This window comes from uncultured Microbulbifer sp. (genome assembly GCF_947504145.1).
Classification (GTDB): Bacteria; Pseudomonadota; Gammaproteobacteria; order Pseudomonadales; family Cellvibrionaceae; genus Microbulbifer.
Genome location: NZ_CANNGQ010000001.1, coordinates 55,906 through 77,602, shown reverse-complemented (window position 1 = coordinate 77,602; position 21,697 = coordinate 55,906). Strand labels below are relative to the sequence as shown.

Below are 21,697 nucleotides of genomic sequence, written 5' to 3'. Positions count from 1 at the left end.
CAGCTCCTGTTTTTTCTTCCGAGGACCTTGTCATGGGCTCAGATCGTATTGGCTAGTTGATGCTCAGCTTCGGAGATTTCAATTTGACCAGAGAGCAACTTAGGAAGTAGAGAATCCCGTAATTTGGTCAGCCCAGATATCTGCTCAGTCAACAAAAGCATTCTTGACTGGATGACGACTGCCTGTTCATTAAAAGCGGATACGGCCTCACCATTGGGAACTAGGAACGGAATTGGCTTGAAGTTCTTTTTACTGATTTCCAAAAACGTGCTCCCATTAGCCCTGTCGGTAACATACCCCATATTGGATTTCGTCCAGTTGAGCAGATACAAAGGGCCAAAGACTGAATTTGGCAGCATGGCAATCACCCCTTGGTTCACAGAAATAGGGGCATTACTAATCGCAAGGTATCCTATCGGAGCACGGGAAGACATTAGTACGCTTCCAGCCGGCAACTGGCCGGAAGAAATTTTGCGCACACCAACGTCAGTGAGGTGGCGATCAGTATCCGTCAACATCCAAGACGATAATTGAGACATATCTTTAGGGGTACAGAAAGGATGTTCCCCTCCCTCCCAAAAAGCTGGATTTTTTGTACTGGGTGTTCCTCCGCCCGTCGTCTCCACTACAGTACCGATGGTGCTAACTTCCCACCCTTCCGGAATCCAGCCCATTTCTTCAGTAAATACAAAACTACTGGGAAACAGCCGCTGAATCTCGGCCGGCAGATTTTGCGTGGAGGCTTTGGCGCCGGTGTGTATTTCTTGCCTAGTGCGCGCCCTGGCTTCCAGGGCATCCGGGATCGGATTGCCGGCGGCCAAGGTGTTGTCGATGACCGGGTCAAAATCCACAAACCAGCTTTTAAACAGCGCCTGGGCCATGGACTCCAGGGTGGAATTGATTTGGCGATTGAGCTCGATTTTGTCATCGAGAGCTGCAAGTATTTTGGAAATAGCTTTCTGCTCTCCTAGCGGAGGAAACGGAAAAACTAAATTCAATAAATTGCCCACTTTTATACTTGGCTGTGCAGCGCCAATATTTAGGTTCATCAGGGATGGGCGATTCAACTTAAGCAGGTAATAAAGGTATTTATTGTCGTGTTCTTCAGTACAACGCAACCCAATTGTGTTCTGAATTATTACACACCTACAACTTGGGGTAATGCCGACTTGACCATATCCGTTGCCGACCAGCGTAACTAGCACATCATCTTCTTTAATATGCTTTCTGATAAACGAGTTGTATGTATCCTCATCAATAAATCTACGAACATTATTTATGTTGATTCGCCAATCACTAGTGATCAAATAGTTATCTATAACTGGTATCCCAGTTTCAGCATATGCCTTAGGGTTCTTGCCTCGGTTATCAGCTACGAACTCGACGACATCACCCAGCCGGAGTTCCTGCCACTCACTTTCCATAGCCCAACCCCGCCAGATTCTGCTTGATCACCGCATCCAGCTGCTCGGCCATCGCCATCTGCCGGTACAGTGTTTGCGTCAGTTCACGCATCTTTTCTTCAAACAGTTCATCATCTTCTTCCACTTCGGCGGTGCCCACATAACGCCCAGGGGTCAGCACATAGTCGTTGGTTTTAATGTCGTCAACGGTGGCGACCCTGCAAAAACCGGGAATATCCTGATACCCGCCATCTTTGGCTTCGCCGCGCCAGGCGTGGTAGGTGCGAGCAATCTCGGCGATATCGTCCACAGCCAGTTCCTTGTGAATACGACTGATCATGCTGCCCATATTGCGCGCGTCGATAAACAGCGTTTCGCCTTCACGGTTGCGATGGTTGCTGCCTTCGTGCCCGGGGATAACTGCGGCTTTCTTGTTTTTGGTGATAAACCACAAGCAAACCGGGATCTGGGTGGTGTAGAACAGCTGGCCAGGCAACGCAATCATGCAGTCCACCAGATCGTTTTCGATGATCTTCCTGCGGATTTCCCCTTCACCCTTGGTGGTGGTGCTCATGGAACCATTGGCCAGTACAAAGCCAGCGATGCCATTCTCGCTGAGCTTGCTGATCATGTGCAGGATCCAGCCGTAGTTGGCATTGCCTGTAGGCGGCACCTCGTAACCGGACCAGCGGGGATCGTCGGTGAGCTCATCGGAGCCGCGCCACTCCTTCAGGTTGAACGGTGGGTTGGCCATGATGAAGTCGGCCTTGAGGTCCGGGTGCTGATCTTTGAAGAAGGTGTCGGCGGGCACCTCGCCCAGGTTGGTACTGATACCGCGGATGGCCAGGTTCATCTTCGCCAGCTTGTAGGTGGTGCTGGTCTGCTCCTGGCCGTAGATGGAGATGTCTTTCTTGTTGCCCTGGTGGTTCTCCACAAACTTCACGGACTGCACGAACATGCCGCCACTGCCACAGCAGGGGTCGTAGATCTTGCCATGGTAGGGCTCGATCATTTCCGCCAGTAGGTTGACCACGCACTTGGGGGTATAGAACTCGCCGCCGCCCTTGCCCTCTGTGGCCGCGAAGTTGCCGAGGAAGTATTCGTACACGCGGCCTACGATATCCACCTCGCTCGCCGCACCGCCTTCCTGCTCCACCACCGTGTCGATATTGTTGATGGAGTCGATCAGCGCCGACAGTTTGCTGGCATCCAGCCCCAGGCGGGAGAAGTAGTTATCCGGCAACGCACCCTTGAGTGCCTTGTTGTTCTTTTCCACTGTATACAGGGCAGTGTCGATTTTAATGGCGATATCGTCCTGCTTGGCGTGCTGGGAGATGTAGTCCCAGCGGCTTTCTGCTGGCAGGTAGAAGACGTTCTTCATGGTGTAGAACTCCACCATGTCCACGTAGTCACCCTGACCCTCGGCAACCAGCTCACGCTTGCGCTGCTCGAATTTATCGCTGATGAATTTGAGGAAGATCAGGGACAGCACCACGTGCTTGTATTCGGAGGACTCCACGCTGCCGCGCAGTTTATCGGCGGTTTCCCACAGGGTTTGCTCAAAGGATTTCTGGTTTTTCGGTTTGTTAGCCGTTGTGCGGGCCATCTCGTCGCCTTCCTATCAGTGTATTTGCGGCCCAGACATAGCGGGGGGCCAGAGCGAAATCGAACAATAATTCGACAGCTCGAAAACAGGTTTGAATGGCTTCGATTTTGCCGGATTTGGCGGGGTATGTCTCTATAAGACCGCGGTCTGACCGGCATCACACGAGGCGTCACGTGGTTGCTTGGCTTTCGCTGTGACAGCGACAGACGGGGAGTAAGCGGACGAGCAAGTAGAGTTACTGCTTACCTCAGCTCGTCGCAGGGGGGATGCTGGGGAGGGAAACGTGGTCGCCGGATGCCAGGGGCAAAATCACCTGGCGCCCAAACACAGTGACCATATCGACGTTATGCGACGGTCAGCACATCATAGAGCTTCTCAGCAAGCTCGAGTGCAGACTGTTCACTCAGCAATGCCGATTGCAGGTGTTCGCTACCGCTCGTATACCCTTTACCGGACTGATATTGAGACATCAACTGATGCACCCGCTCGCTGTCACATTCCACAATCGCGCGAGACATAGTAACCAGGTCGGCCTCGACCCGTGCCCCTTTGCCGGATTTCGTAACAGAGATGAGCGGTACTCCGAGTTTTTTGCAGTCTCGGAAGTGCCTATTCTTTGCACGGTCCTCCGCAGCTGCTTGATCTACGATGACGAATTTCTTGATGGCTGGTCGAATAGTGTTCATGGGGATCTCCATAAAGATAATTTCCTATAGTTTAACTCCCCGCCCCGTGAATTTAGGTTGCCCCTGGGTTTGCACTCTGCCACCGCGTGCAAATTAGGTTCTGCCAGCCTCCCTTACATTCAACGACCCCGACAGTCCCCCTTCTCCACCGGCTTATCATCCCATCTCACGCTGTGCGATAGCAGCATGGTGGATTAGGCGCTAATTCAGCTTATCCCGCCAGGCTTCAAAGATCATGACCATAGCCAGAGTATCCAGCTCACAATACTTCAACAAAGCCCCTCGCAACTGCTCGCGCTCGTATTCACTCATCTCGGTAAACTGAATCCTGGCATATGCCGTGAGCGCAGCCCCGCCATTGGCCAAACTGTCGCTATCCGACAGCAGCTCGTCGATATTCTCGGGAATGTCTATAAACATCGGTGGCAGCAGTTTGTACGGGTCCTGAACCTGGCCGTTCACCATCCGGATCCATTGCCAGTCGCTGAAGTTGGAACTGGGGATGCCGCCTGCAGCACCATAGATCGGTTTGCCGTATTTTTCCTGCAGGAAGATCGAATCGTTCAATACAGCCGGCAGTACATTCTTGATGGAATTGGAGCCCCTGGTGGCCGGGTAGTAGGCGTAGCGCTTGACCAGCTCCAGCATATCTACCATATCCCGCGGGCCACACCATTGACGTTCACTCTTCTTGGACGAGCGAGAGATGCTTTCAATGAACCCACACAACTCCTGAACCTCAGCCTGCGGAAGGTCACTATCCTGAAGCTGCCTGTGGATCAGATTGAGGAAGGTATTCTCATGGTCCGCATAGCGGAAGATAGTTCCGCTGTCGCCCTCGAGCGCCCCTTTCAGGGCTCGGATAAAGTCGAAACTCGGAAAATGCCCCGGGGTGGTATCGAGAAACTGATCCGCATGTTCCACTGAGCCATCCGCATTTAAGACATGGTGCGAGAACTGGAAGGCCACGCCTTCATAGGGCCGTCGGCCTCTGGTGAAAGGTAGAGCGGCAGTGATCGTTTCGAAGTCGATAAAGTGCATTGGGTAAGTCCAGCTCTCTATCTCCTTGCGCAGACCATCGATATCGATTTCCGGGGTGGAATCGCCCTGTTGTACCTTCATGACCTGCAGCCACTGTCGCTCACTCCTGGATAGGCCCGGCTTTCCATCACCCTTCGGGTTGATATCGGACTCTTCGACGTCGGTCAATTTGACCTTATTAGCGTTCACCAACTCATCGACCTTAGTAAAGCCTGCAATTTCAAACACGAGGGGATCCTCGAAGTCCTGGTCCTGCCAGCCGAGCTCCTGCTTCCAGCATTCGCGGAAGCCACTCTGCTGCCCATGATCCCCCTCTTCGCTGGTACAGTGAAACTCACATGTCTTGCAGGTCGAACTTATCTGTCCTCTCAGGCGCTCGCCCTTTTGCAGGGCATCCGCCGCAATGGCGATATAGTCGTCAAAAAAATAGCCGTGGAATTCCATTTTCTTACGGATGTATTCCACCGACTGATTCACATCGACCTTAGCCAGAAGGCCGTGGGCTAGGTCGCTCTCCCCAAGGTTGTCTGACACGATCACCTGATGGTCAGCAGTCACACGGAACTTGCTGTTCAGTCCATCGGTTGCGGCGCGGGCCTGTTTGTTCGGCAGCATCAAGTAACAGTCGATGAAGCCGGTTTTCAGCGCTCTTTCCAGTACCACCTGTTGAAAGGCGATGTCGCACAGATAGGGTTCATCCTTCTTGACGACCCCATCGCCCTTTCTCTTCATGAAGTTACCATCGTCCTGCCTCCAGGACTTGGCCTTGACCTCGATCAGCTCATAGTGGTCGCCATCCTTAACCAGTATGTCGACCTGTATCATCAGCTGTTCGTGACGGATTGCAGCTTCAAAAATGGTGACCGTATCCCGCTGCAGCAGCTCGATTGTGCGTATCAGCGCCTCGTCCGGTGACAGTCCTGTCAGGTCCTCCCCGCCGGGGAAATAACATTTGGCCAGTGCGCCGACCTGATGGCCCCCCTTGGCCAACTCCGCCAGAAAATCGTCGTCCAGGCTCTGGTTGGCGTAGTCGGGTTGTTCGGCGTAATACAGCTTGGTGGGGCACTCCAGGGCGCGCTTAAAACGCGATTTGGTCAATAGAGGCGGGCGCTGCTGGCTGTTGGCACTTGGGGGCATGCGGCTTCCTATTCTCTAGTTTTTTAAGCTCTTATCGAGCGTTTTATTACGCTACCGCCAGTCAACCCAATATAGGCGTCAGCTGGCGCTATAATCAACGGTTAGCGTGCTACCGCTGGAGGAGGGGCAAGGTCGATATAGGCATGGGCTGCGGCTGCACGGATATCCCAGAGAAAGTCGCCATGGAATGACATGCCTTTATGTACATAGTGGAACTGCTCCTTACAGTAGATGCTGGCCGTGGGCGGGCTGCGGTAGCCGTCATCGTCGTCAAAGAAGCCGCACTGGGTATACATTCGGTATGGCTGTGGCTTTCTGTCGGGCTGCCAGGGCAAGCCCAGGGGCCGAGTGTCTTCACTGATCACTGAGGGGAAGAGCAGTATCTCTTCGCCCTCAAAGAAGTCCTCGAAAACCGGCATGTCGCGGTGCTCTCCTGTGGGCACTCCGCGGAAGGAAGCGTCCACCCCGGTAAAGACCAGTTCGAGTACCAGCTCGCCGTCATAGCGCACTTGTAATGGGTGACACCCATTAAGCAGGCAGTTTTCCGCTTGGGCATAAACGAATACGGTCAAGTCGTCTCCCTTCCGGTAGTACTCTGCTGCCACTGCATCGCGAATCACGATATTGCGGAACAACAGGGCCTCTGGCAGCCATGCACTTGACTTAACCTGCATAGGCTTACTCCTTACTCTCTCTCTGGCGGTAGCGATTAGCATCGCGGGCGCTCTTTTTCTGCAGGTTGCGCACCAGGGCTTCTGCCAGGTTGATGCCCTGCTCGTTGGCGATACAGGCGAGCACGAACATCACGTCCGATAGTTCGTCGGCGAGGGCACGGTGAAAATTTGCCGGTTCCTCTCCGGCCTTGTAGCGCTGCTCCCGGTACTGGCGGCACAGCAGGCGGTTTACCTCGCCCACTTCCTCCGACAGCATGCAGCCATTAGTGAGTGGTTCGAAGTACTGGCTGCCGACACCGGCAATCCAGTTATCCACAGACAGCAAATAATCGTTCACGCTGATGTCATTCTGCATGGTTTCTTACCAATTCGTTCCGGCATTTCTTATCGGTAAAATAGGCTGGACAAGTGGTTTCCTTGCCCCAAAGGCTGCCCTTTGTTATCGAAGGTACGGCCGCCCGGCCCGAAGTTCGGGATAAACCAGCCAAGGATGTTACCGCCAGCACGGTAGGCGTATAGATGTCCGGTAGTGGCATCAGGCTGTATCCAGCCAAGTAGCTGGCCCCTGGGGTCACGGAGAATTTGTCGATTCATTTTTTGCCTCATGATTTAGCGGTGTCCGCTATCCGGAGACAGCCTGCGAACGTATTCAAAGGAATTTGCCCCCCCAGATTTCGGGTTGTTCAATTTGGAAACGCGCCCCCTATTGCAAAACATTTTTGTTGATTTCCATCCTGTTGATCAGCCCGGTGCACTTCAATAAGCTGATTGAGTTTGGCCGCCACATGTTCACAACGGTCTCTAGTCTTTGCGTGACTGACGACTAGGCCGGGATTGCACTCTTCGCTAAGCAGCTTGGCAATGGCAGCTTCGATTTCTGAATTGAGATGTTCAGTCAGTGATTGCAGAGCCTGGTACAAGGTGACTGCACTCTCCAGTGGAAGTGCTATTTGATGCGATGGCTTACCCATAAGATTCTCCGGCGGCAAGTACATGATTGTGCTGATACGGTCAAACTATTACACTCAAGTGGAACATAAAAAATTCCACTTTTGGCATGAATCAAAAAGTACGTTTTTCTAATAGTGAGCATCTGCAAGCGTCAGCAATATTGCTGCGCGAGCTAGAAAAGGCCGGCAAGACCGGCAGGAGTGTGCAGGAGCTGACGAATTGCCTCGCGACACATTTCAGTCAAGGGTGGTCAGAAAGTACTCTCGGGGTTGGAAAGTCAGCCCGACAAAGAACCGTCAGGATTCTTAAAGGGCTGTTAGCAGACAGATCAAATCGCGTAGGCGTCAAGATAGGAGAGGTAGATTTTCCTCCCGGAGCAGATCCTAAGTCGGTAAATGTCGGTCCTGGCTTTAGGCATCTGTGGTACATGGAGGTAGGTACCAACTTACCGACTTCTTCTCAAAGCGGCCTCATCGCGGCCATTTCCCTTAACTACTCTGCGCACTTCTTGCCGCCAAGCGATCGACAGTACTTGCAGCGGGTACTCGAATCTGGGCGACTGCGCGGTGCCCAAACCGAACTCTACAAGCGCTGGCTGAAGAATCTGAAGGTAGCCCCTCGTTACCCTTCCCTACATGTGCGGTTACCCGATAATTACCCGGAAATTGAACAGCTGATTTTTGAGGCCTTGGAGGCCGGGAGGGGATTTCGGGGATGGTACATTGGTGAAGCCAAGCCCTATATATACAGACCAGTTAAGTTGGTCCGGAGAGAACGTGTCAACTACATCGCTTGCACCGTATCAAAGGACGATTCCTACAAAGAGTATGCGCTGCACCGATTTAGCGGTGTGGATTTAGTAGATGCAAACCTTCCTCCGACTCCTAATGAGGACGAATACGTTTTTATTGGCGGAAAAGTACCCTGGGGAGCCATGGAGTCGGATTTCGTGTTTGAAATTTCGGGAAAGCCCGCTCAGCACCTAAGTGAAATTTACTTCCACGAAGATTCACCCGAAAAAACGCGTGTTCAGGTAGTCGAGCGCTGTGGGAATGGAAGCGTACAAAAAGCAATCATCACTGTGAGTGATCTGCAATATAGCTACGAGATTTATTGCTGGCTGCTGGGTCTTGGCGAGCATGTCAGGGTGCTCGGTCCGCCTTCAGTCGCTCGGCATGTACGAGATGCGATTGAAAAAATGTACCAGACCAGCCCCTAAGGAACCCTTTATGTTCCACTTTGCCATTACTGTTGCAAAACAAGCCCGGTGGTTTGCCCTCCTTCTTTCGAATGAACAAGGATTTCTATGACCCTATCGAAGAACCAATTCCTGCAGAACCCTGACGTTCAAAGTTTTGCACAGTACTTAGCAGACCTGTATCTGGGACGCGTTCAGTTTTCGCACACCTACTATGATAGAAAGCGGGACCAATCAGTGCGCTTCGGTTCTTTCAGCCAGGCTAAGGAGCACTATTATTGGAAGACATTGGGTTTTGATGAAACAAAAAGGGAGCTTCTCCAGTTTACTGACAGGCTAGCGTCCAGCAGATCCACTCTAGACTACCGGCAGGTAGTCTATGAAATCTTTGTTTGGGGCGGTGTTCCTAAATGCTTTGAATGGATAAAAAGGCAGGAATCCGTAGATCCGGACTTCGATATTAAGGCAAACATTGAAGAGGCAATGGAAGTATTGACGTCCAATAGTCCGGACTTACAAAGCTTCCATGAGGGGCGGTTTAGAATGGACTCCGGATTCACCAAGGTCTATACCCTGTTAACGGGTAATCTCATAATATTCGATGGTCGTGTCGGCGCCGCATTGGGGCACTTGGCGCTAACCTGGGCCGAGTTCGGCCAGTGCCGGCGTATCCCCAGGGAACTTCAGTTCCCATGGAAACCGGGCCGCCAGACCCAAGCACCAGCTAATCGGAACCCCAGTCTGTTCTCTGAAGCTTATAATTTTCCGCAATGCCGAATCGGGAAACATCATGCGATCTGGAAGTTACGTGCAAGCTGGTTGATTGAATGCGCGGTCGAGAAAGTAGGCCTGGAACATTTTGGCGACTGTCGGATTGAAGGCGGTCGGGCCTTTGAAGCCGCGCTATTTATGATCGGCTATGACTTTCCCATCCAGGCGCATTACGCTGCTTAATTCTCTAATCGTCGACTAGGTATAAAGCTCTCTTTCCAGCGTTACCGCTCGCTCCCGACAGGTTGGCTATGCACCTTCAACCTTTGCATAGCCAACCTCAACATCTGTCAATCCAGGCACCATTCGCAGATACTATCTTCGTGCCGGTAATTGGTCCCGGGACGGCAAAAGTGGAGTGAACCAAATTCTGTGATTGGGAGCCGAAAATGCGACCTGCAGCCTTCGTCCGTAACTAGGTTGCACTAGTACCTGACGATAGTGATATACCAAGCCGTCTAATCAGCCTACATACTCGAGTTGCATCCCACCTGCAACCTGCAGGCGTATACCACTTTTTCTCGTTTAGCTGCTCTGCGATCCCCGTGTATGTCGAGACGCCTTTAGACTTCAGCTCGGTAACAATCTGCCGATAACACTCAGCTCTTTCTAGTGCCTTTCTGGCCTTACCCAGTCTTGCAGCCTCCGTATTTCGTGTTACAAGGTGCAAGCGGGGGTTTCCCAGCGTTACCCCACGTTCAACCGCCCTAGCAAGAGCAGCCTTTGTCCGTTTACTAATCATCTCAGCCTCATGCTCGGCCATCGCGGCCATTATGTGTATCGTCAACTTATTTGCCTCCGGCAAATCTACTGCAACAAAATCGACAGAACTCTCCATCAGCTTGGATGTGAAACTTACACTGCGAGCAAGCCGATCCAAGCGAGCAATAACAAGACGACTTCCAGTCGCATTTGCGCGACGGATAGCTGCCTGGAGCTACTGGCGGTGGTGGTTCCTTCCGGACTCTACTTTGGTATAGCTTTCCAGAATTTTCGCACCTCTAGCGCTAACGAATGCTTGGACAGAAGCCCTTTGAGCCTCTAAGCCCAAACCCGAAGCGCCCTGTCGCCTCGTCGACACACGGTAGTAGGCTATAAAACACTCGCTGGTAGTTACCCTGTCACATCTCAATCCCTCGTTTATCATTTTGACATCTCCGAATTTAATCGCTGAAAAAGCTGTACAGCAGCATCAGGGTTATCACCCGAAACAGAAATGAAGTCCTGAACAGCCACACAAGTAGAAGCCGCCCTCCCAGAAGGAGAGCCACGAGAAACGCCAGGAACAGCATCACAGCCTCCTGTACCGGCGTAGGGTGGTTAGTGCTACTCTGGGTAGTCGTCGTAGCGGCGGGTAGTTGATGAGGGTGTAAGGGCGTCTGCTAGCACCTTGACCAATACAGTCACTGTCGATAGAACAGCCGCCCTGAAAACCTCTTTTCCTAGTTTCGAGAAAAACTCCTTCTTTATCTCTTCTTCCGTTTCGTGTTGACCATCGAAGCACATATCAGACCTCAAATCAGGCCGTTCGCGGCGAAACTGTATTGAGAGTCTGCACCGACGATGATGTGGTCCAGGACACGGATATCAACAACTGTCAGAGCGTCCCTGATTCTTGATGTAATTGCCTTATCTGCCTCAGATGGCGAGCTAATTCCAGATGGGTGGTTATGCGCAAGCAGTACCGCTGCAGCATTCAGCGCCAAGGCGCGCTTGACTATTTCTCGCGGATAAACCGAAGCGGCATTGACAGTACCCCAGAACAATTTTTCAAAAGTAATGATTCTATGTTGACTATCTAGAAAAATAACTCCAAATACCTCGCGCTCTTCTATACCAAGGGCGAACAATAGGTAACGACTTGCTGACTCAGCAGAACAAATTTCTTCTCCTCGCTGAAACTGAGCCATCAATATTTCGGCTGCACACTGGATTAGTTGCTCTTTAGTAACAGGCTTCTCTGTTTCGTAGCGACCTTGTTGATTTTTAACTATGCACGCTTCCATATTCCTTCCTTTTAGAAATGAAAAAGCCCTGCCGAACTGGCAGGGCCTACATAGTTCTTATACCAATAGATCGGTAAAATAATGTTTTCTAGTGACTAGAAGATAACTAGGGATTCACAATATCTTTCGATAAACTGTGATTTTTATAATAAACAACAGCAGCTGGCGATCCGAAACAAAGTATAACGAATAACCAGTAGCCCAAGTCCGTAACAAAGAAGTCACCATAACTATCAAGAACCTGACGAGTTAGCGCCTTAGCCATTACCCGCTGTTCCTCCGCGGTTAGCATAGGAAATTTTTCCTCCACCTCGGACAATGATTTAAAAGGAAGCGCAAAGCCGTCAACCGACAGCGCTATTACTAACGCAGGTATGACTAGGATGAAAAGAAAAATGAAGTATTGCCATATATATTTCTTCAAAGCTTCACCCCTCCCACGTAAAGGGTTTGACCGATGCCAATATTTCTTTAGACCTTTTTAGTGCCACCCGCTTTTGAATTTCCGAAATATCAGAGCCAGTGAGCTCTAGAGACATATTTATGTGATCCTTATCAAGCTCATCGCTAATCTCACCGAATTCATTAGCCGCAAGTGCCCACGCATACCCCTCTACACAATCCTGTTTCACGCCTATACCAGCATGAAAACTAGCACCTATTGCAGCCATTGAGGACTGATCACCGCCCTCTGCAGCACGCTTTTTCAGACTGAACCGCTCTTCATCGGTAGACGCAAGGTACATAGCTTGATAGCTCAATGCTTCTGGATATCCTTGATTTGCACTTTTAAGTATCCACTTCTCTGAGGATGAAGGTGTACAGTCTATTGTTATATCTTTCAAATTTTTCCACTGACAAAATAAACCAAGCCAGTATTGAGAGAGAGGATCACCAAGTGATGCAGCCCTCTCTAAATATTCATATGCCAAAAATTCCAGATCGTCCTTAGCATATAATCGCCCTAAGTCTCTATTTGCCTGAATATGACCTCGCTTGGCTGCCGTTTTTCCCCAAGAAAGTCCGCTATCAACCTGGCCATCTTTTATTAATAAAATACCTAGCTGGTACTGCGCCTCTGTATCACCACTCTTAGCTCGCTGGAAGCAGTCGTCGATAGTTGAACAGGAATCCGATCGGGAAGAATCATTTGCAGTATCGCCAACCCTTTCCTCACTACACCCAAAAATCAAAAAAATAAAACACACGATCGTTATTTTTTTCACTATTAAACCTTTGCTCCATGCTGAACTTTATTTTGGTGCTGCCAACTGACATATATCTTTGATGATGAATACGCAGTCTGAACACACGCCGAATAATGTGACACAAATCACATTAATTCAAGTGGGGAGCGTTACTTGTAGGTGGCTGTAACCCTTTACGTTGTGGGCTAAATGATTGCAGACTAATGAATATACAGGCACATGGTGGGCAACTTGGTGAGCAAAGCACTATGGCAAAAATAAAAACCATAGCCCGTTGATTTATATATTATTTTTATAAAATCACATTCAGATGCAGATCGCTTCATATGCTCTGGCAAATCCAGCATTCGAGAGTACTCTCAGATAACCACTCTTAGGTCTTGATTGAGCAATCGCTGATCAGATGACCTAACTTTACCAAAAACTATCTCGCGATCTCATAGCTGTCACTGGCGCATGTAGCCAGTGGCACAGCCGTTGACTCTATCCTTGAACTCGTTGGTACAGTATTGGTTGCGCCGGCAGGGATCCGAGGTAGGAGTTACTATTGAGTAGGGGCTCTTTATACTAATTAGTTTTGTCTATTCGGCTGGAGCCCGCACCACGCCTGCTCTTCACGCCCTGTCCGTCGCACAAGTTTCACGAGAACCTGTGTTAGGTGCCTCTCCCTTTGCTTTCGACAATCTCTCTGCACACAGGGAACTGGACGGCATCGACCACACAGAGAACATCCTTGACGGGGAAAGTATGCGTGTAGCGATCCGTAATCCCCGCTCCACGCTTCTCGTGTCCGACCACCTGCTGCACCAATACGTCGGGGACCCCCGCTGCGCGGGCCTTAGTAATAAAAGTATGCCGTAGTGAGTGGAACACCATTCGTTCACCCACCTCGTTGAATGAAGCACTGAAAAGGCTATTGAACAAGTCCGTGGCTCGATTGGGGTTTCGTGCTGCAATAGGGAATAGCTGGCCTTTCTGCTCTGCCACCCACTCCAGTAATCCAGCCTGAATTAGCATTTTGTGCAGTGGTACACGTCGTGTAGCCGCTTTCGTTTTCCCTGACTTGATTAAAAAGTATTCACGCCTGGAGCCGCTATCGATTCTAAAATCTTCGCTCAGCAAATTGGCAATTTCTGATCTTCGCGCTCCGGAGTAAATCGCAATTAATAAAAACCAGCGGAACCACTCAGGCTTCTCCGCAGACGCTCTTACTGCCTGCTGAACCAGCTGGTCATCGAGGCTAGCGTATCGGCGGTTTTCGTAGCGCCAGGTGAGGCCTGCCGTCGGCGATTGCTCGAGCAACTCGAGCTCGTTGACTAAGTAGCTGCTGAACAACCCCTGAGCTAGCTTCAGATGTCCCTTCACATACTTACCAGACACCCGATCCTCTTCAGGTACAGCTTCATTAGCCAGCTGCTCCAGTGACCGCCCCTTGTACGGAGCTTTGTGCCGTACCGGTAACCAGGAAATCTGCTGCAGAGCCGCCTTGAGCCCTTGCTTGGTGACTTGATCAACCGGCACATCACCTAGAAAGTGTCGCAGGCTCTCAAACATCCGCTCGTTATCCACAGCCAAACGCTCTCCCCATTGCCTCCAGGCCTTAAACGCTACCCATGCCTCAGTTAGGGTGGGGAAAGGCTCGTCAGCGCTCACAGAGGCCCTCTTAGCTGGAATGTTCTTCGGCCCGGGGCTCACCTCCCAGTCACAAGAATAAGTCTGCGCGAAGTCTGTCAAACGGCCATATAGCCTTTCTAGCGAAGCAGGGTCCCGGGAACGACGGATTTCAGCAATCGTGCCGAGCTTGGTTCCGACCAAAGACGCAGAATGAGTCAAGGAATCAGTTCTGAGACTACGTCGGATTTCCCTGGGTGCGCTTGGGAGAAGCTCGAGAACGTGTCGTGGTGAAACGAAACGGAAGTAGAAGGTCTTATTTCGTAGAAGAAGATATGGAAAGGAAGTTTGTAGCAGTCTTTGTACCATCAACAGGGTCTCCAAAGGGCAGAGTCGGATCTAACCCTTTGAAAACACTGAAGAAATACCAATTTAGTGAGCCAGCCGGTAAGCCGGGTTCTGTCGCGGACAATCATTCATCTGGGATGCCTGTCACCAGACACCTCAAGCGACCTACCCGCCCCCAGTGCGGGTCACACCTGCTAGCTTGCGCTAAAGGGGGCCTATTTGGTCTTGCTCCGAACGGGGTTTACCATGCCGCGGACTGTTACCAGCCGCGCGGTGCGCTCTTACCGCACCCTTTCACCCTTACCTGTGCTTCCGAGGAAGCCATCGGCGGTCTACTCTCTGCTGCACTTTCCGTAGGCTCACGCCCCCCAGGCGTTACCTGGCGTCCCACCCTATGGAGCCCGGACTTTCCTCCATCTCACCGCCCGAAAGCGGCTCGACAGCGATTGCCTGGCTGACTCGGCGCGAAGAGTAATGAGCGCCCTCCGGTAATGCAACTTACTTTTGCCACCTATTTTTGCGAAAGCGACCAGTTGTAGAGCAGCTTCTTGTTCACACCGGTAATCTCTGCCGCCAACGCCGCCGCACGCTTGGGCGGCAGCTCCGCCAGCAGCAGCGTCATCACGCGCTCCGACTCTGCATCCAGCGCCGACGACTTCTCCTCCGCCGCCCCGCGCACCAGCACCGCAATCTCCCCCCGCTGCTGATTGCTATCCGCACGCACCCACTCCACCAGCTCCGCCAATGGCAGCAGATGAATGGTCTCAAACGCCTTGGTCAACTCCCGCGCAATGACAGCCTCGCGAGCGCCGCCAAATACCTCGCACATAGCTTCCAGCGTATCCAGCACCCGGTGCGGCGCCTCGTAAAACACCATGGTGCGCGTTTCGCCGCCCAGCGCCTGTAGCGCTTTCTCTCTCGCCAGCGATTTGGACGGCAAAAAACCCTCGAAGGTAAACCGGTCACTGGGCAGCCCAGCCGCCGACAGGGCCGCCACAAAGGCACAGGGACCGGGGATCGGCACCACTTTAAAGCCCCGCTCGCGGGCCTCGCGCACCAGCCGGTAGCCCGGATCGGAGATTAGCGGAGTGCCCGCATCGGAAATGAGGGCGATGGTCTGCCCCTCTTCCAGTCGCTGCAGAATTTTTGTGGTCCGCTGGTCATCCGAGTGATCGTGATAGGCCACAAGGGGCGTTTCGATGGAAAAGTGCGAAAAAAGTCTCTGACTGTGACGGGTGTCTTCCGCCGCCACCAGATCCGCCGATTGTAGAACTTCTATGGCTCGCGGTACCATATCCGCCAAATTGCCAATGGGCGTCGCCACGATATAGAGCACCGCTGTATCCAGCCCCATAGTTCACTCCAGAATAAGTTTTGTGGGAGAAGAATATGTCCGCCCTGTACCGGCGAATTCCTTTGATTTTCAATGGCCTGGCGGCCGCTACCCTGACACTGGCTCTGGCCGGGTGCCAGACGCCCAGCAGCCAGCCTGGCGCACAGATCCCGGCCGATCCGGGCAATGTTGCCTCCGCCGACCGCCAGAGCGCCATCCGTCTGCTGAATGACGCGCGCCAGCTGCCATCGCCGGAAAAAGACCGGGCGCAGCTGCAGGCGGCCGCCATTCTATACACTCTGGGCGATAACGCGACGGTCAGGCAAGCTGCCAGCAGTATCGATGCCGAACAGCTGACCGATACCGAGTACGCCAAGTACGCTCAGGTGTACGGCAGCGCACTGGCCGCAGACGACGAATTCTTTACTGCCCTGGACCTGGTTAGCGCGCCGCGACTGGAGCAGTCCTGGTTTCAGATACCTGCCGATACCGCCCTGCCTCTGCGCAATCTGCGCGCTGACCTGTGGAGCCTGATGGGCGATATCGACAGCGGCATCGCCGAGCGTCAGCGCATCGCCCCGCTCGCCCGTGAAGCCGAGGCCATCGCCGCCAACAACGACGGCTTCTGGCAGCTGTTGACCCAATTGCCCTCCAAAGAGCTGCGCCTGCGCGCCGAGGAGAGCCTCGACTCGAAGATGCGCGCCTGGTACGAGCTGGCCCTGCTCGGCCGCGACACCCAGGCAGATATCAGCACGCAACTGTCCGCACTGAGCCGCTGGCGCCAGCAGTGGCCGAGCCACACCGCGGTATCCCACCCGCCCCAGGCGCTGCAACTGCTGGAACAGCTGGCGTCCCAGCGCGCGCAGAATGTCGCGCTGCTATTGCCGCTGTCTGGGCCGCTGGGCAGCGCCGGGCGCGCAATTCGCGACGGTTTCATGGCCGCCTATTACAGCGCACTGGATGCAGGCGCACCCACCCCGCAAGTACAGGTGTACGATACCGGCCGGGATCAACCGTTTGAAGAAATCTACCAGGCTGCGGTCAACAACGGTGCCCAGGCGATCGTCGGCCCACTGGACAAGAGCAAGGTCGCCAATTTACTGGCCACCGAAATGTTGCCAGTGCCCACGCTGGCGCTCAACTATGCCGGCGACAAGGGCGACCAGGGGCGCCTGACACCGGATCTGGTCCAGTTCGGCCTCGCCATTGAAGATGAAGCCCGCCAGGTTGCGCAGCAGGCGTATCGCCAGGGACACCGTCAGGCAATGATCCTGGCTCCAGAATCCAGCTGGGGACAGCGCGGCCTGGAAGCCTTTACCGAGGAGTGGAACCAGCTCGGCGGCAGTGTCACCGAGAGCCGTAACTACCGCGACAACAGCAATTTCTCACAGTTGATCAGTGATGCCCTGCTGATCTCCGAGAGCAAGAACCGCGAGCGCGAGCTGCGCAGCAAACTCGCCTCACCACTGAAGTTCACTCCGCGCCGGCGCGGTGATGTGGATATGCTGTTTGTTCTGGCGCAACCGCAACAGGCTCGCCAGATCAAACCCATGCTGTCGTTCTTCTACGCCGGTGAACTCCCGGTATTTTCCACTTCCCAGGTTTTTGCCGGCACCATCAATCGCCAGCGCGACCGCGATATCAACGGAGTGCGCTTTACCGCACTGCCGTGGTTGTTTGAAGACGACAATCAGACCAAACAGAACATCGTGAAACAGGCCGCGCCTGCACCGGCGTTTGCCCGCCTCTACGCACTGGGTGCCGATGCCTTCCGCCTGTATCCGCGCTTACCAATGTTGCGCCAGTTTCCCGAACAACAGGTTTACGGCCTCACCGGGGCTCTGAGTCTCACCGCCGATGGCCGTATCGTGCGGGAGCAGATCTGGGCAAAGATCGACAAAGGTGCGCCGGTCCCCATCACTACCAGTGAAAGCGGCACGGTACCCAATGACAGCAGCGCACATATCGACTGACACAGCACACGATTTTTAGCACACGGAGCCCCAGGGATCAGGGGTGCCGGCAATCCAAATGTATGGACACAAAATGGATACGACCACGATAGGCAACCGGATGGAAGCGGTTGCCGAACGACACCTGATACAAGCCGGGTTGAAAATTGTCGAGCGGAACTTTCGCGGCCGCTTTGGTGAGATAGACCTGATTGCCCGCGACGGCAACACCCTGGTTTTTGTCGAGGTACGCTACCGAAGTAATCGCAGTTTTGGCGGCGCCGGTGTTTCGGTAGACTTCCGCAAACAACGCAAATTACTGGCCACTGCGAACGGTTACCTGCAATATCGCAAAATGGATTGCCCCTGCCGCTTTGATGTCATCACTATCGAGCGAAGCAACCAAAGCAACCAATGCGAATCACTGATTATCGACTGGATAAAAAACGCCTTCGGGCAATAGGCTCACACAGATGGAAATCACCGAATAAATGGAACAGCGCGTTGTAACCCTGTTTCACCACAGCATTGAAGCGACGATGAATGCGGGTGAACTTTTGGCACCGTTGATTGCCGAAGCCAGTGAAATGGTCGTGCATACACTGCTGGCCGAAAACAAACTCCTGATCTGTGGCAATGGCTTGAGCGGCGCCCTCTCGCAAAGTTTTTCCGCACAGTTGATGGGCGGCTTTGAACGGGAGCGGCCGGGCCTTCCCGCGCTGGCATTGAACGGCGACGCGATTACTACCGGCACCGTAGCGCGCAATCACGGCCGCGCCGAATCTTACGCCCGCCAGGTCCGCGCCCTGGGCCAGCCGGGAGATTTACTCGTCATCATCAGTACCGATGGCAATGACTCCAACCTGGTGCAGGCAATCCGCGCGGCCCACGACCGGGAAATGGGCGTGCTTGCGCTCACCGGAGGAGAAAGCGATGGCGACTGCACCGCACTACTGGACGTACACGATATCGAACTGCGCGTACCTTCTCATGTCGCTTCAGAGGTACACCAGGTCCACTTGCTGACGCTGTTCTGCCTGTGCGACCTGATCGACAGCAGCCTGTTTGGCGGATACGAGGATTGATCCATGCAAATAACTAGCGGTAAACCCTTTATGAAATCGCTCCAGCTGACCCTTGCGGCCTGCACACTGACTCTGTTCGGCGGGTGCGCTACGGTACTGGACGCCACCCACGACGGCCCCATTCAGCCGGATCCCGGTGAGCGCAGCTTTGGCACCTATATTGATGACCAGCAGCTTGAAACCATCACCAAAGTCAATATCGGCAAAGCCCACCCGGACCTGAAAGCAGCCAATATCGATGTTGTCAGCTTCAATGGGGTGGTACTGCTCACCGGGCAGGTATCCAGCAATGACCTGCGCAATCTGGCCGGCGGCACTGCACAACAGGTGCATTCCGTACGCCAGGTTTACAACGAGATTCAGGTGCGCGGCACCACTTCCGTGCTGGCCCGCACCAGCGATACCTGGCTGACTACCAAAGTGAAGAGCGCCCTGCTAACCGACAAGGAAATCGACAGCGGCCGCATCAAGGTGGTTACCGAAAACGGCGTGGTGTACCTGATGGGCCTGCTGACCCGCCAGGAAGCGGAAAATGCAGCGGAAAAAACCCGCACTGTCGGCGGGGTACAGAAGGTCGTGAAAGCGGTGGAATATATCGACTGAGCACGACGCAAAAAAAGAGTACACATAAAAAAACGGAGGCATTGCCTCCGTTTTTTTATGTGTAAACAAGTGCTCATTTACGGCCGCTCGATCGCGACCGCCGTCGCCTCACCGCCGCCAATGCAAAGACTCGCCACCCCTTTTTTAAGGTCGCGATTTTCCAGAGCCGCGAGCAGGGTAACGATCACCCGCGCGCCACTGGCTCCCAGTGGATGGCCGAGTGCACAGGCACCGCCATTCACATTGACCTTGTCGCGCGGCAGATCCAGCTCCTTCATTCCCGCCATGGTGACTACGGCAAAAGCCTCATTGATTTCAAACAGGTCTACATCCGCAGCGTTCCAGCCGGTTTTCTTCAACAGGTTGGCCATAGCCGATACCGGTGCAGTGGTAAACCACTCCGGCTCGTGGGCGAACTGGCTCTGCCCTTTCAGTACCGCAAGAATGCGCACACCGCGAGCCTTGGCTTCGCTTTCACGCATCAACACCAGGGCTGCCGCGCCGTCGGAAATCGAGCTGGCGTTGGCTGCGGTTACGGTGCCGTCCTTGCGGAACGCCGGGCGCAGCGCAGGGATTTTGTCCGGACGGGCACTGCCCGGCCCCTCGTCCACGGCGACTTCCACATCACCCTTGCGGGTGCTGATGGTGACGGGAGAAATCTCCCGCTTGAACGCACCGGACTCAATCGCCGCGTTCGCGCGCGCGAGGGATTCCAGGGCAAACGCATCCTGTGCCTCCCGGGTGAACCCAAACTTGTCTGCGGTGCACTCGGCAAAGTTACCCATCAACTGGCCGTCGTAGGCATTTTCCAGACCGTCGGTAAACATGTGGTCCAGCACTTCGCCGTGACCGAGACGCATGCCTGCACGGGACTTGGGCAGCAGGTACGGCGCATTGCTCATACTCTCCATACCGCCAGCGACCACGATCTTGGCATCCCCTGCAAGTAGGGCGTTGCGCGCCATCATCACGGTCTTCATACCGGAACCACACACCTTGTTTACGGTGGTGGTGGGTATACCTTCGGGAATGCCAGCACCCAGGGATGCCTGGCGCGCAGGTGCCTGGCCCAGCCCCGCCGGCAGTACACAACCCATCAGGACCTCATCCACATCGGCAGCCGCCACGCTGGCATCGGCGAGTGCGCCGCGAATCGCGACGGCACCCAGCTCCGGGGCGCTCAGGCCAGACAGCGCGCCCTGCATGGCTCCCAGGGGGGTGCGGGATATTCCAACAATGACCACGGGGTCTGTAATTTGCTCGCTCATGTTGTCAATGACTCCAAATTTAACGGCAACTGCCACAAAATGATGACCAGTATTGCGATAAGTAGAATTTTCGAGGCCGATTATACCTCAACCTGTGGGTGTGCCGACTATCCACCTTTCGTTGTATTGCTCATGGTAATATCAGACGCAATCGTGGGATAAACCGATCCGAACCAATAAGACTGACTTTTCACAACAGGAAGATAACCACCCATGGAAGTTTCAACCATCGTCTGGCTGGTGATTCTGGCCGCACTGGTGTTTTACGTTATCGGCATCTACAACAAGCTGGTATCCCTGAAGAACCGCTATGAAAACGCGTTTGCGCAAATCGAGGTACAACTCAAGCGCCGCTACGATCTGATCCCCAACCTGGTGGAATCCGCCAAGGCATATCTCAAGCACGAGCGCGGCACCCTGGAAGCGGTGATCAGCGCGCGCAACACGGCCCTCGCCGGCCTCCAGGCCGCCTCCAGCAACCCCGGGTCTGCCACCGCCATAGCGGACCTCGGCAACGCCGAAGGGATTCTCAGTAACGCACTGGGACGCCTGAACGTGGTTATGGAGGCCTACCCAGACCTGAAAGCCAATCAGACCGTACAACAGGTGATGGAAGAGCTGACCTCCACAGAAAACAAGGTCTCCTTTGCGCGGCAGGCTTTCAATGACGGCGTCACCACCTACAACATCTACCGCCAGAGCTTCCCGCCAGTATTTTTTGCGGGCTTCTTTGGCCATCGAGATAACGGAAAACTACTCGAGTTCGCCGATTCAGAGGCCTTCCAAGCCGCGCCCAAGGTTCAGTTCTGACGCCCG

General features: G+C 53.6%; 20 protein-coding genes, 1 other RNA gene and 1 pseudogene. 7 read left to right on the top strand and 15 right to left on the bottom strand.

From position 1 onward, the window contains the following. Nucleotides 1-38: 38 nt before the first annotated feature. From Q1A74_RS00370 to Q1A74_RS00340, 7 genes are all read right to left on the bottom strand, one after another. Nucleotides 39-1,424 (bottom strand): restriction endonuclease subunit S, encoded by a 1,386-nt coding sequence (locus tag Q1A74_RS00370; RefSeq protein ID WP_299591300.1) that lies wholly within the window; start codon nt 1,422-1,424, stop codon nt 39-41. Further along, nucleotides 1,414-3,009, bottom strand: coding sequence for a class I SAM-dependent DNA methyltransferase (locus tag Q1A74_RS00365; protein ID WP_299591298.1), 1,596 nt, complete (start codon nt 3,007-3,009; stop codon nt 1,414-1,416). Before Q1A74_RS00365 ends, Q1A74_RS00370 begins: the two co-directional genes overlap by 11 nt. Nucleotides 3,010-3,353: 344 nt before the next feature. Then, entirely contained in the window at nt 3,354-3,695 is a 342-nt protein-coding gene (locus tag Q1A74_RS00360) for a hypothetical protein (RefSeq protein ID WP_299591296.1), read from the bottom strand. Between the two features lie 201 nt (nt 3,696-3,896). Then, entirely contained in the window at nt 3,897-5,873 is a 1,977-nt protein-coding gene (locus tag Q1A74_RS00355) for a DUF2779 domain-containing protein (RefSeq protein WP_299591294.1), read from the bottom strand. Between the two features lie 101 nt (nt 5,874-5,974). Next, the gene (locus Q1A74_RS00350) at nt 5,975-6,547 is read right to left on the bottom strand and encodes a hypothetical protein (protein ID WP_299591292.1); all 573 of its coding nucleotides are present in this window, start codon (nt 6,545-6,547) and stop codon (nt 5,975-5,977) included. Nucleotides 6,548-6,551: 4 nt separating this feature from the next. Then, nucleotides 6,552-6,902: a MazG nucleotide pyrophosphohydrolase domain-containing protein gene (locus Q1A74_RS00345; RefSeq protein WP_299591290.1), complete on the bottom strand. Its 351-nt coding sequence runs from the start codon at nt 6,900-6,902 to the stop codon at nt 6,552-6,554. Between the two features lie 328 nt (nt 6,903-7,230). Next, the gene (locus tag Q1A74_RS00340; RefSeq protein ID WP_299591288.1) at nt 7,231-7,518 is read right to left on the bottom strand and encodes a hypothetical protein; all 288 of its coding nucleotides are present in this window, start codon (nt 7,516-7,518) and stop codon (nt 7,231-7,233) included. A gap of 86 nt (nt 7,519-7,604) precedes the next feature. Between Q1A74_RS00340 and Q1A74_RS00335 the strand changes: the two genes are divergently transcribed. Together Q1A74_RS00335 and Q1A74_RS00330 are read left to right on the top strand one after the other, a co-directional pair. Continuing rightward, entirely contained in the window at nt 7,605-8,717 is a 1,113-nt protein-coding gene (locus Q1A74_RS00335) for a WYL domain-containing protein (RefSeq protein WP_299591286.1), read from the top strand. An 87-nt stretch (nt 8,718-8,804) separates the two neighbouring features. Further along, nucleotides 8,805-9,650, top strand: a complete 846-nt coding sequence (locus Q1A74_RS00330; protein ID WP_299591284.1) for a hypothetical protein — start codon at nt 8,805-8,807, stop codon at nt 9,648-9,650. Nucleotides 9,651-9,882: 232 nt separating this feature from the next. Here Q1A74_RS00330 and Q1A74_RS18405 read toward each other — a convergent pair. The 7 genes and pseudogenes from Q1A74_RS18405 to rsmI all read right to left on the bottom strand — a co-directional run bounded on the left by Q1A74_RS18405 (nt 9,883) and on the right by rsmI (nt 15,994). Next, a pseudogene (locus Q1A74_RS18405) lies at nt 9,883-10,614 on the bottom strand (recombinase family protein). 367 nt (nt 10,615-10,981) lie between these two features. After that, nucleotides 10,982-11,473: a DNA repair protein RadC gene (gene radC / locus Q1A74_RS00325; protein ID WP_367275341.1), complete on the bottom strand. Its 492-nt coding sequence runs from the start codon at nt 11,471-11,473 to the stop codon at nt 10,982-10,984. A 106-nt stretch (nt 11,474-11,579) separates the two neighbouring features. Next, nucleotides 11,580-11,897, bottom strand: coding sequence for a hypothetical protein (locus Q1A74_RS00320; protein WP_299591282.1), 318 nt, complete (start codon nt 11,895-11,897; stop codon nt 11,580-11,582). 4 nt (nt 11,898-11,901) lie between these two features. After that, nucleotides 11,902-12,699, bottom strand: a complete 798-nt coding sequence (locus tag Q1A74_RS00315; protein ID WP_299591280.1) for a tetratricopeptide repeat protein — start codon at nt 12,697-12,699, stop codon at nt 11,902-11,904. A gap of 636 nt (nt 12,700-13,335) precedes the next feature. Continuing rightward, nucleotides 13,336-14,250: a tyrosine-type recombinase/integrase gene (locus Q1A74_RS00310; protein ID WP_299593797.1), complete on the bottom strand. Its 915-nt coding sequence runs from the start codon at nt 14,248-14,250 to the stop codon at nt 13,336-13,338. Between the two features lie 474 nt (nt 14,251-14,724). After that, an RNA gene (rnpB, locus tag Q1A74_RS00305) (RNase P RNA component class A) lies at nt 14,725-15,102 on the bottom strand. A 49-nt stretch (nt 15,103-15,151) separates the two neighbouring features. Continuing rightward, on the bottom strand, nt 15,152-15,994 hold the full coding sequence (gene rsmI / locus Q1A74_RS00300) for a 16S rRNA (cytidine(1402)-2'-O)-methyltransferase (RefSeq protein ID WP_299591278.1): 843 nt from the start codon (nt 15,992-15,994) through the stop codon (nt 15,152-15,154). A 35-nt stretch (nt 15,995-16,029) separates the two neighbouring features. Between rsmI and Q1A74_RS00295 the strand changes: the two genes are divergently transcribed. From Q1A74_RS00295 to Q1A74_RS00280, 4 genes are all read left to right on the top strand, one after another. Then, on the top strand, nt 16,030-17,946 hold the full coding sequence (locus tag Q1A74_RS00295) for a penicillin-binding protein activator (protein WP_299591276.1): 1,917 nt from the start codon (nt 16,030-16,032) through the stop codon (nt 17,944-17,946). A gap of 73 nt (nt 17,947-18,019) precedes the next feature. Further along, a complete protein-coding gene (locus Q1A74_RS00290) occupies nt 18,020-18,388 on the top strand; it encodes a YraN family protein (protein WP_299591274.1) in 369 nt (122 codons plus the stop codon). A 28-nt stretch (nt 18,389-18,416) separates the two neighbouring features. Then, a complete protein-coding gene (locus Q1A74_RS00285) occupies nt 18,417-19,010 on the top strand; it encodes an SIS domain-containing protein (protein ID WP_299591272.1) in 594 nt (197 codons plus the stop codon). 3 nt (nt 19,011-19,013) lie between these two features. Further along, nucleotides 19,014-19,613, top strand: coding sequence for a BON domain-containing protein (locus tag Q1A74_RS00280; protein WP_299591270.1), 600 nt, complete (start codon nt 19,014-19,016; stop codon nt 19,611-19,613). 77 nt (nt 19,614-19,690) lie between these two features. Here Q1A74_RS00280 and Q1A74_RS00275 read toward each other — a convergent pair whose 3' ends face one another. Then, nucleotides 19,691-20,869: an acetyl-CoA C-acyltransferase gene (locus Q1A74_RS00275; RefSeq protein ID WP_299593794.1), complete on the bottom strand. Its 1,179-nt coding sequence runs from the start codon at nt 20,867-20,869 to the stop codon at nt 19,691-19,693. 225 nt (nt 20,870-21,094) lie between these two features. Between Q1A74_RS00275 and Q1A74_RS00270 the strand changes: the two genes are divergently transcribed. Continuing rightward, nucleotides 21,095-21,691, top strand: a complete 597-nt coding sequence (locus Q1A74_RS00270) for a LemA family protein (RefSeq protein ID WP_299591268.1) — start codon at nt 21,095-21,097, stop codon at nt 21,689-21,691. The last annotated feature ends 6 nt before the right edge of the window (nt 21,692-21,697 follow it).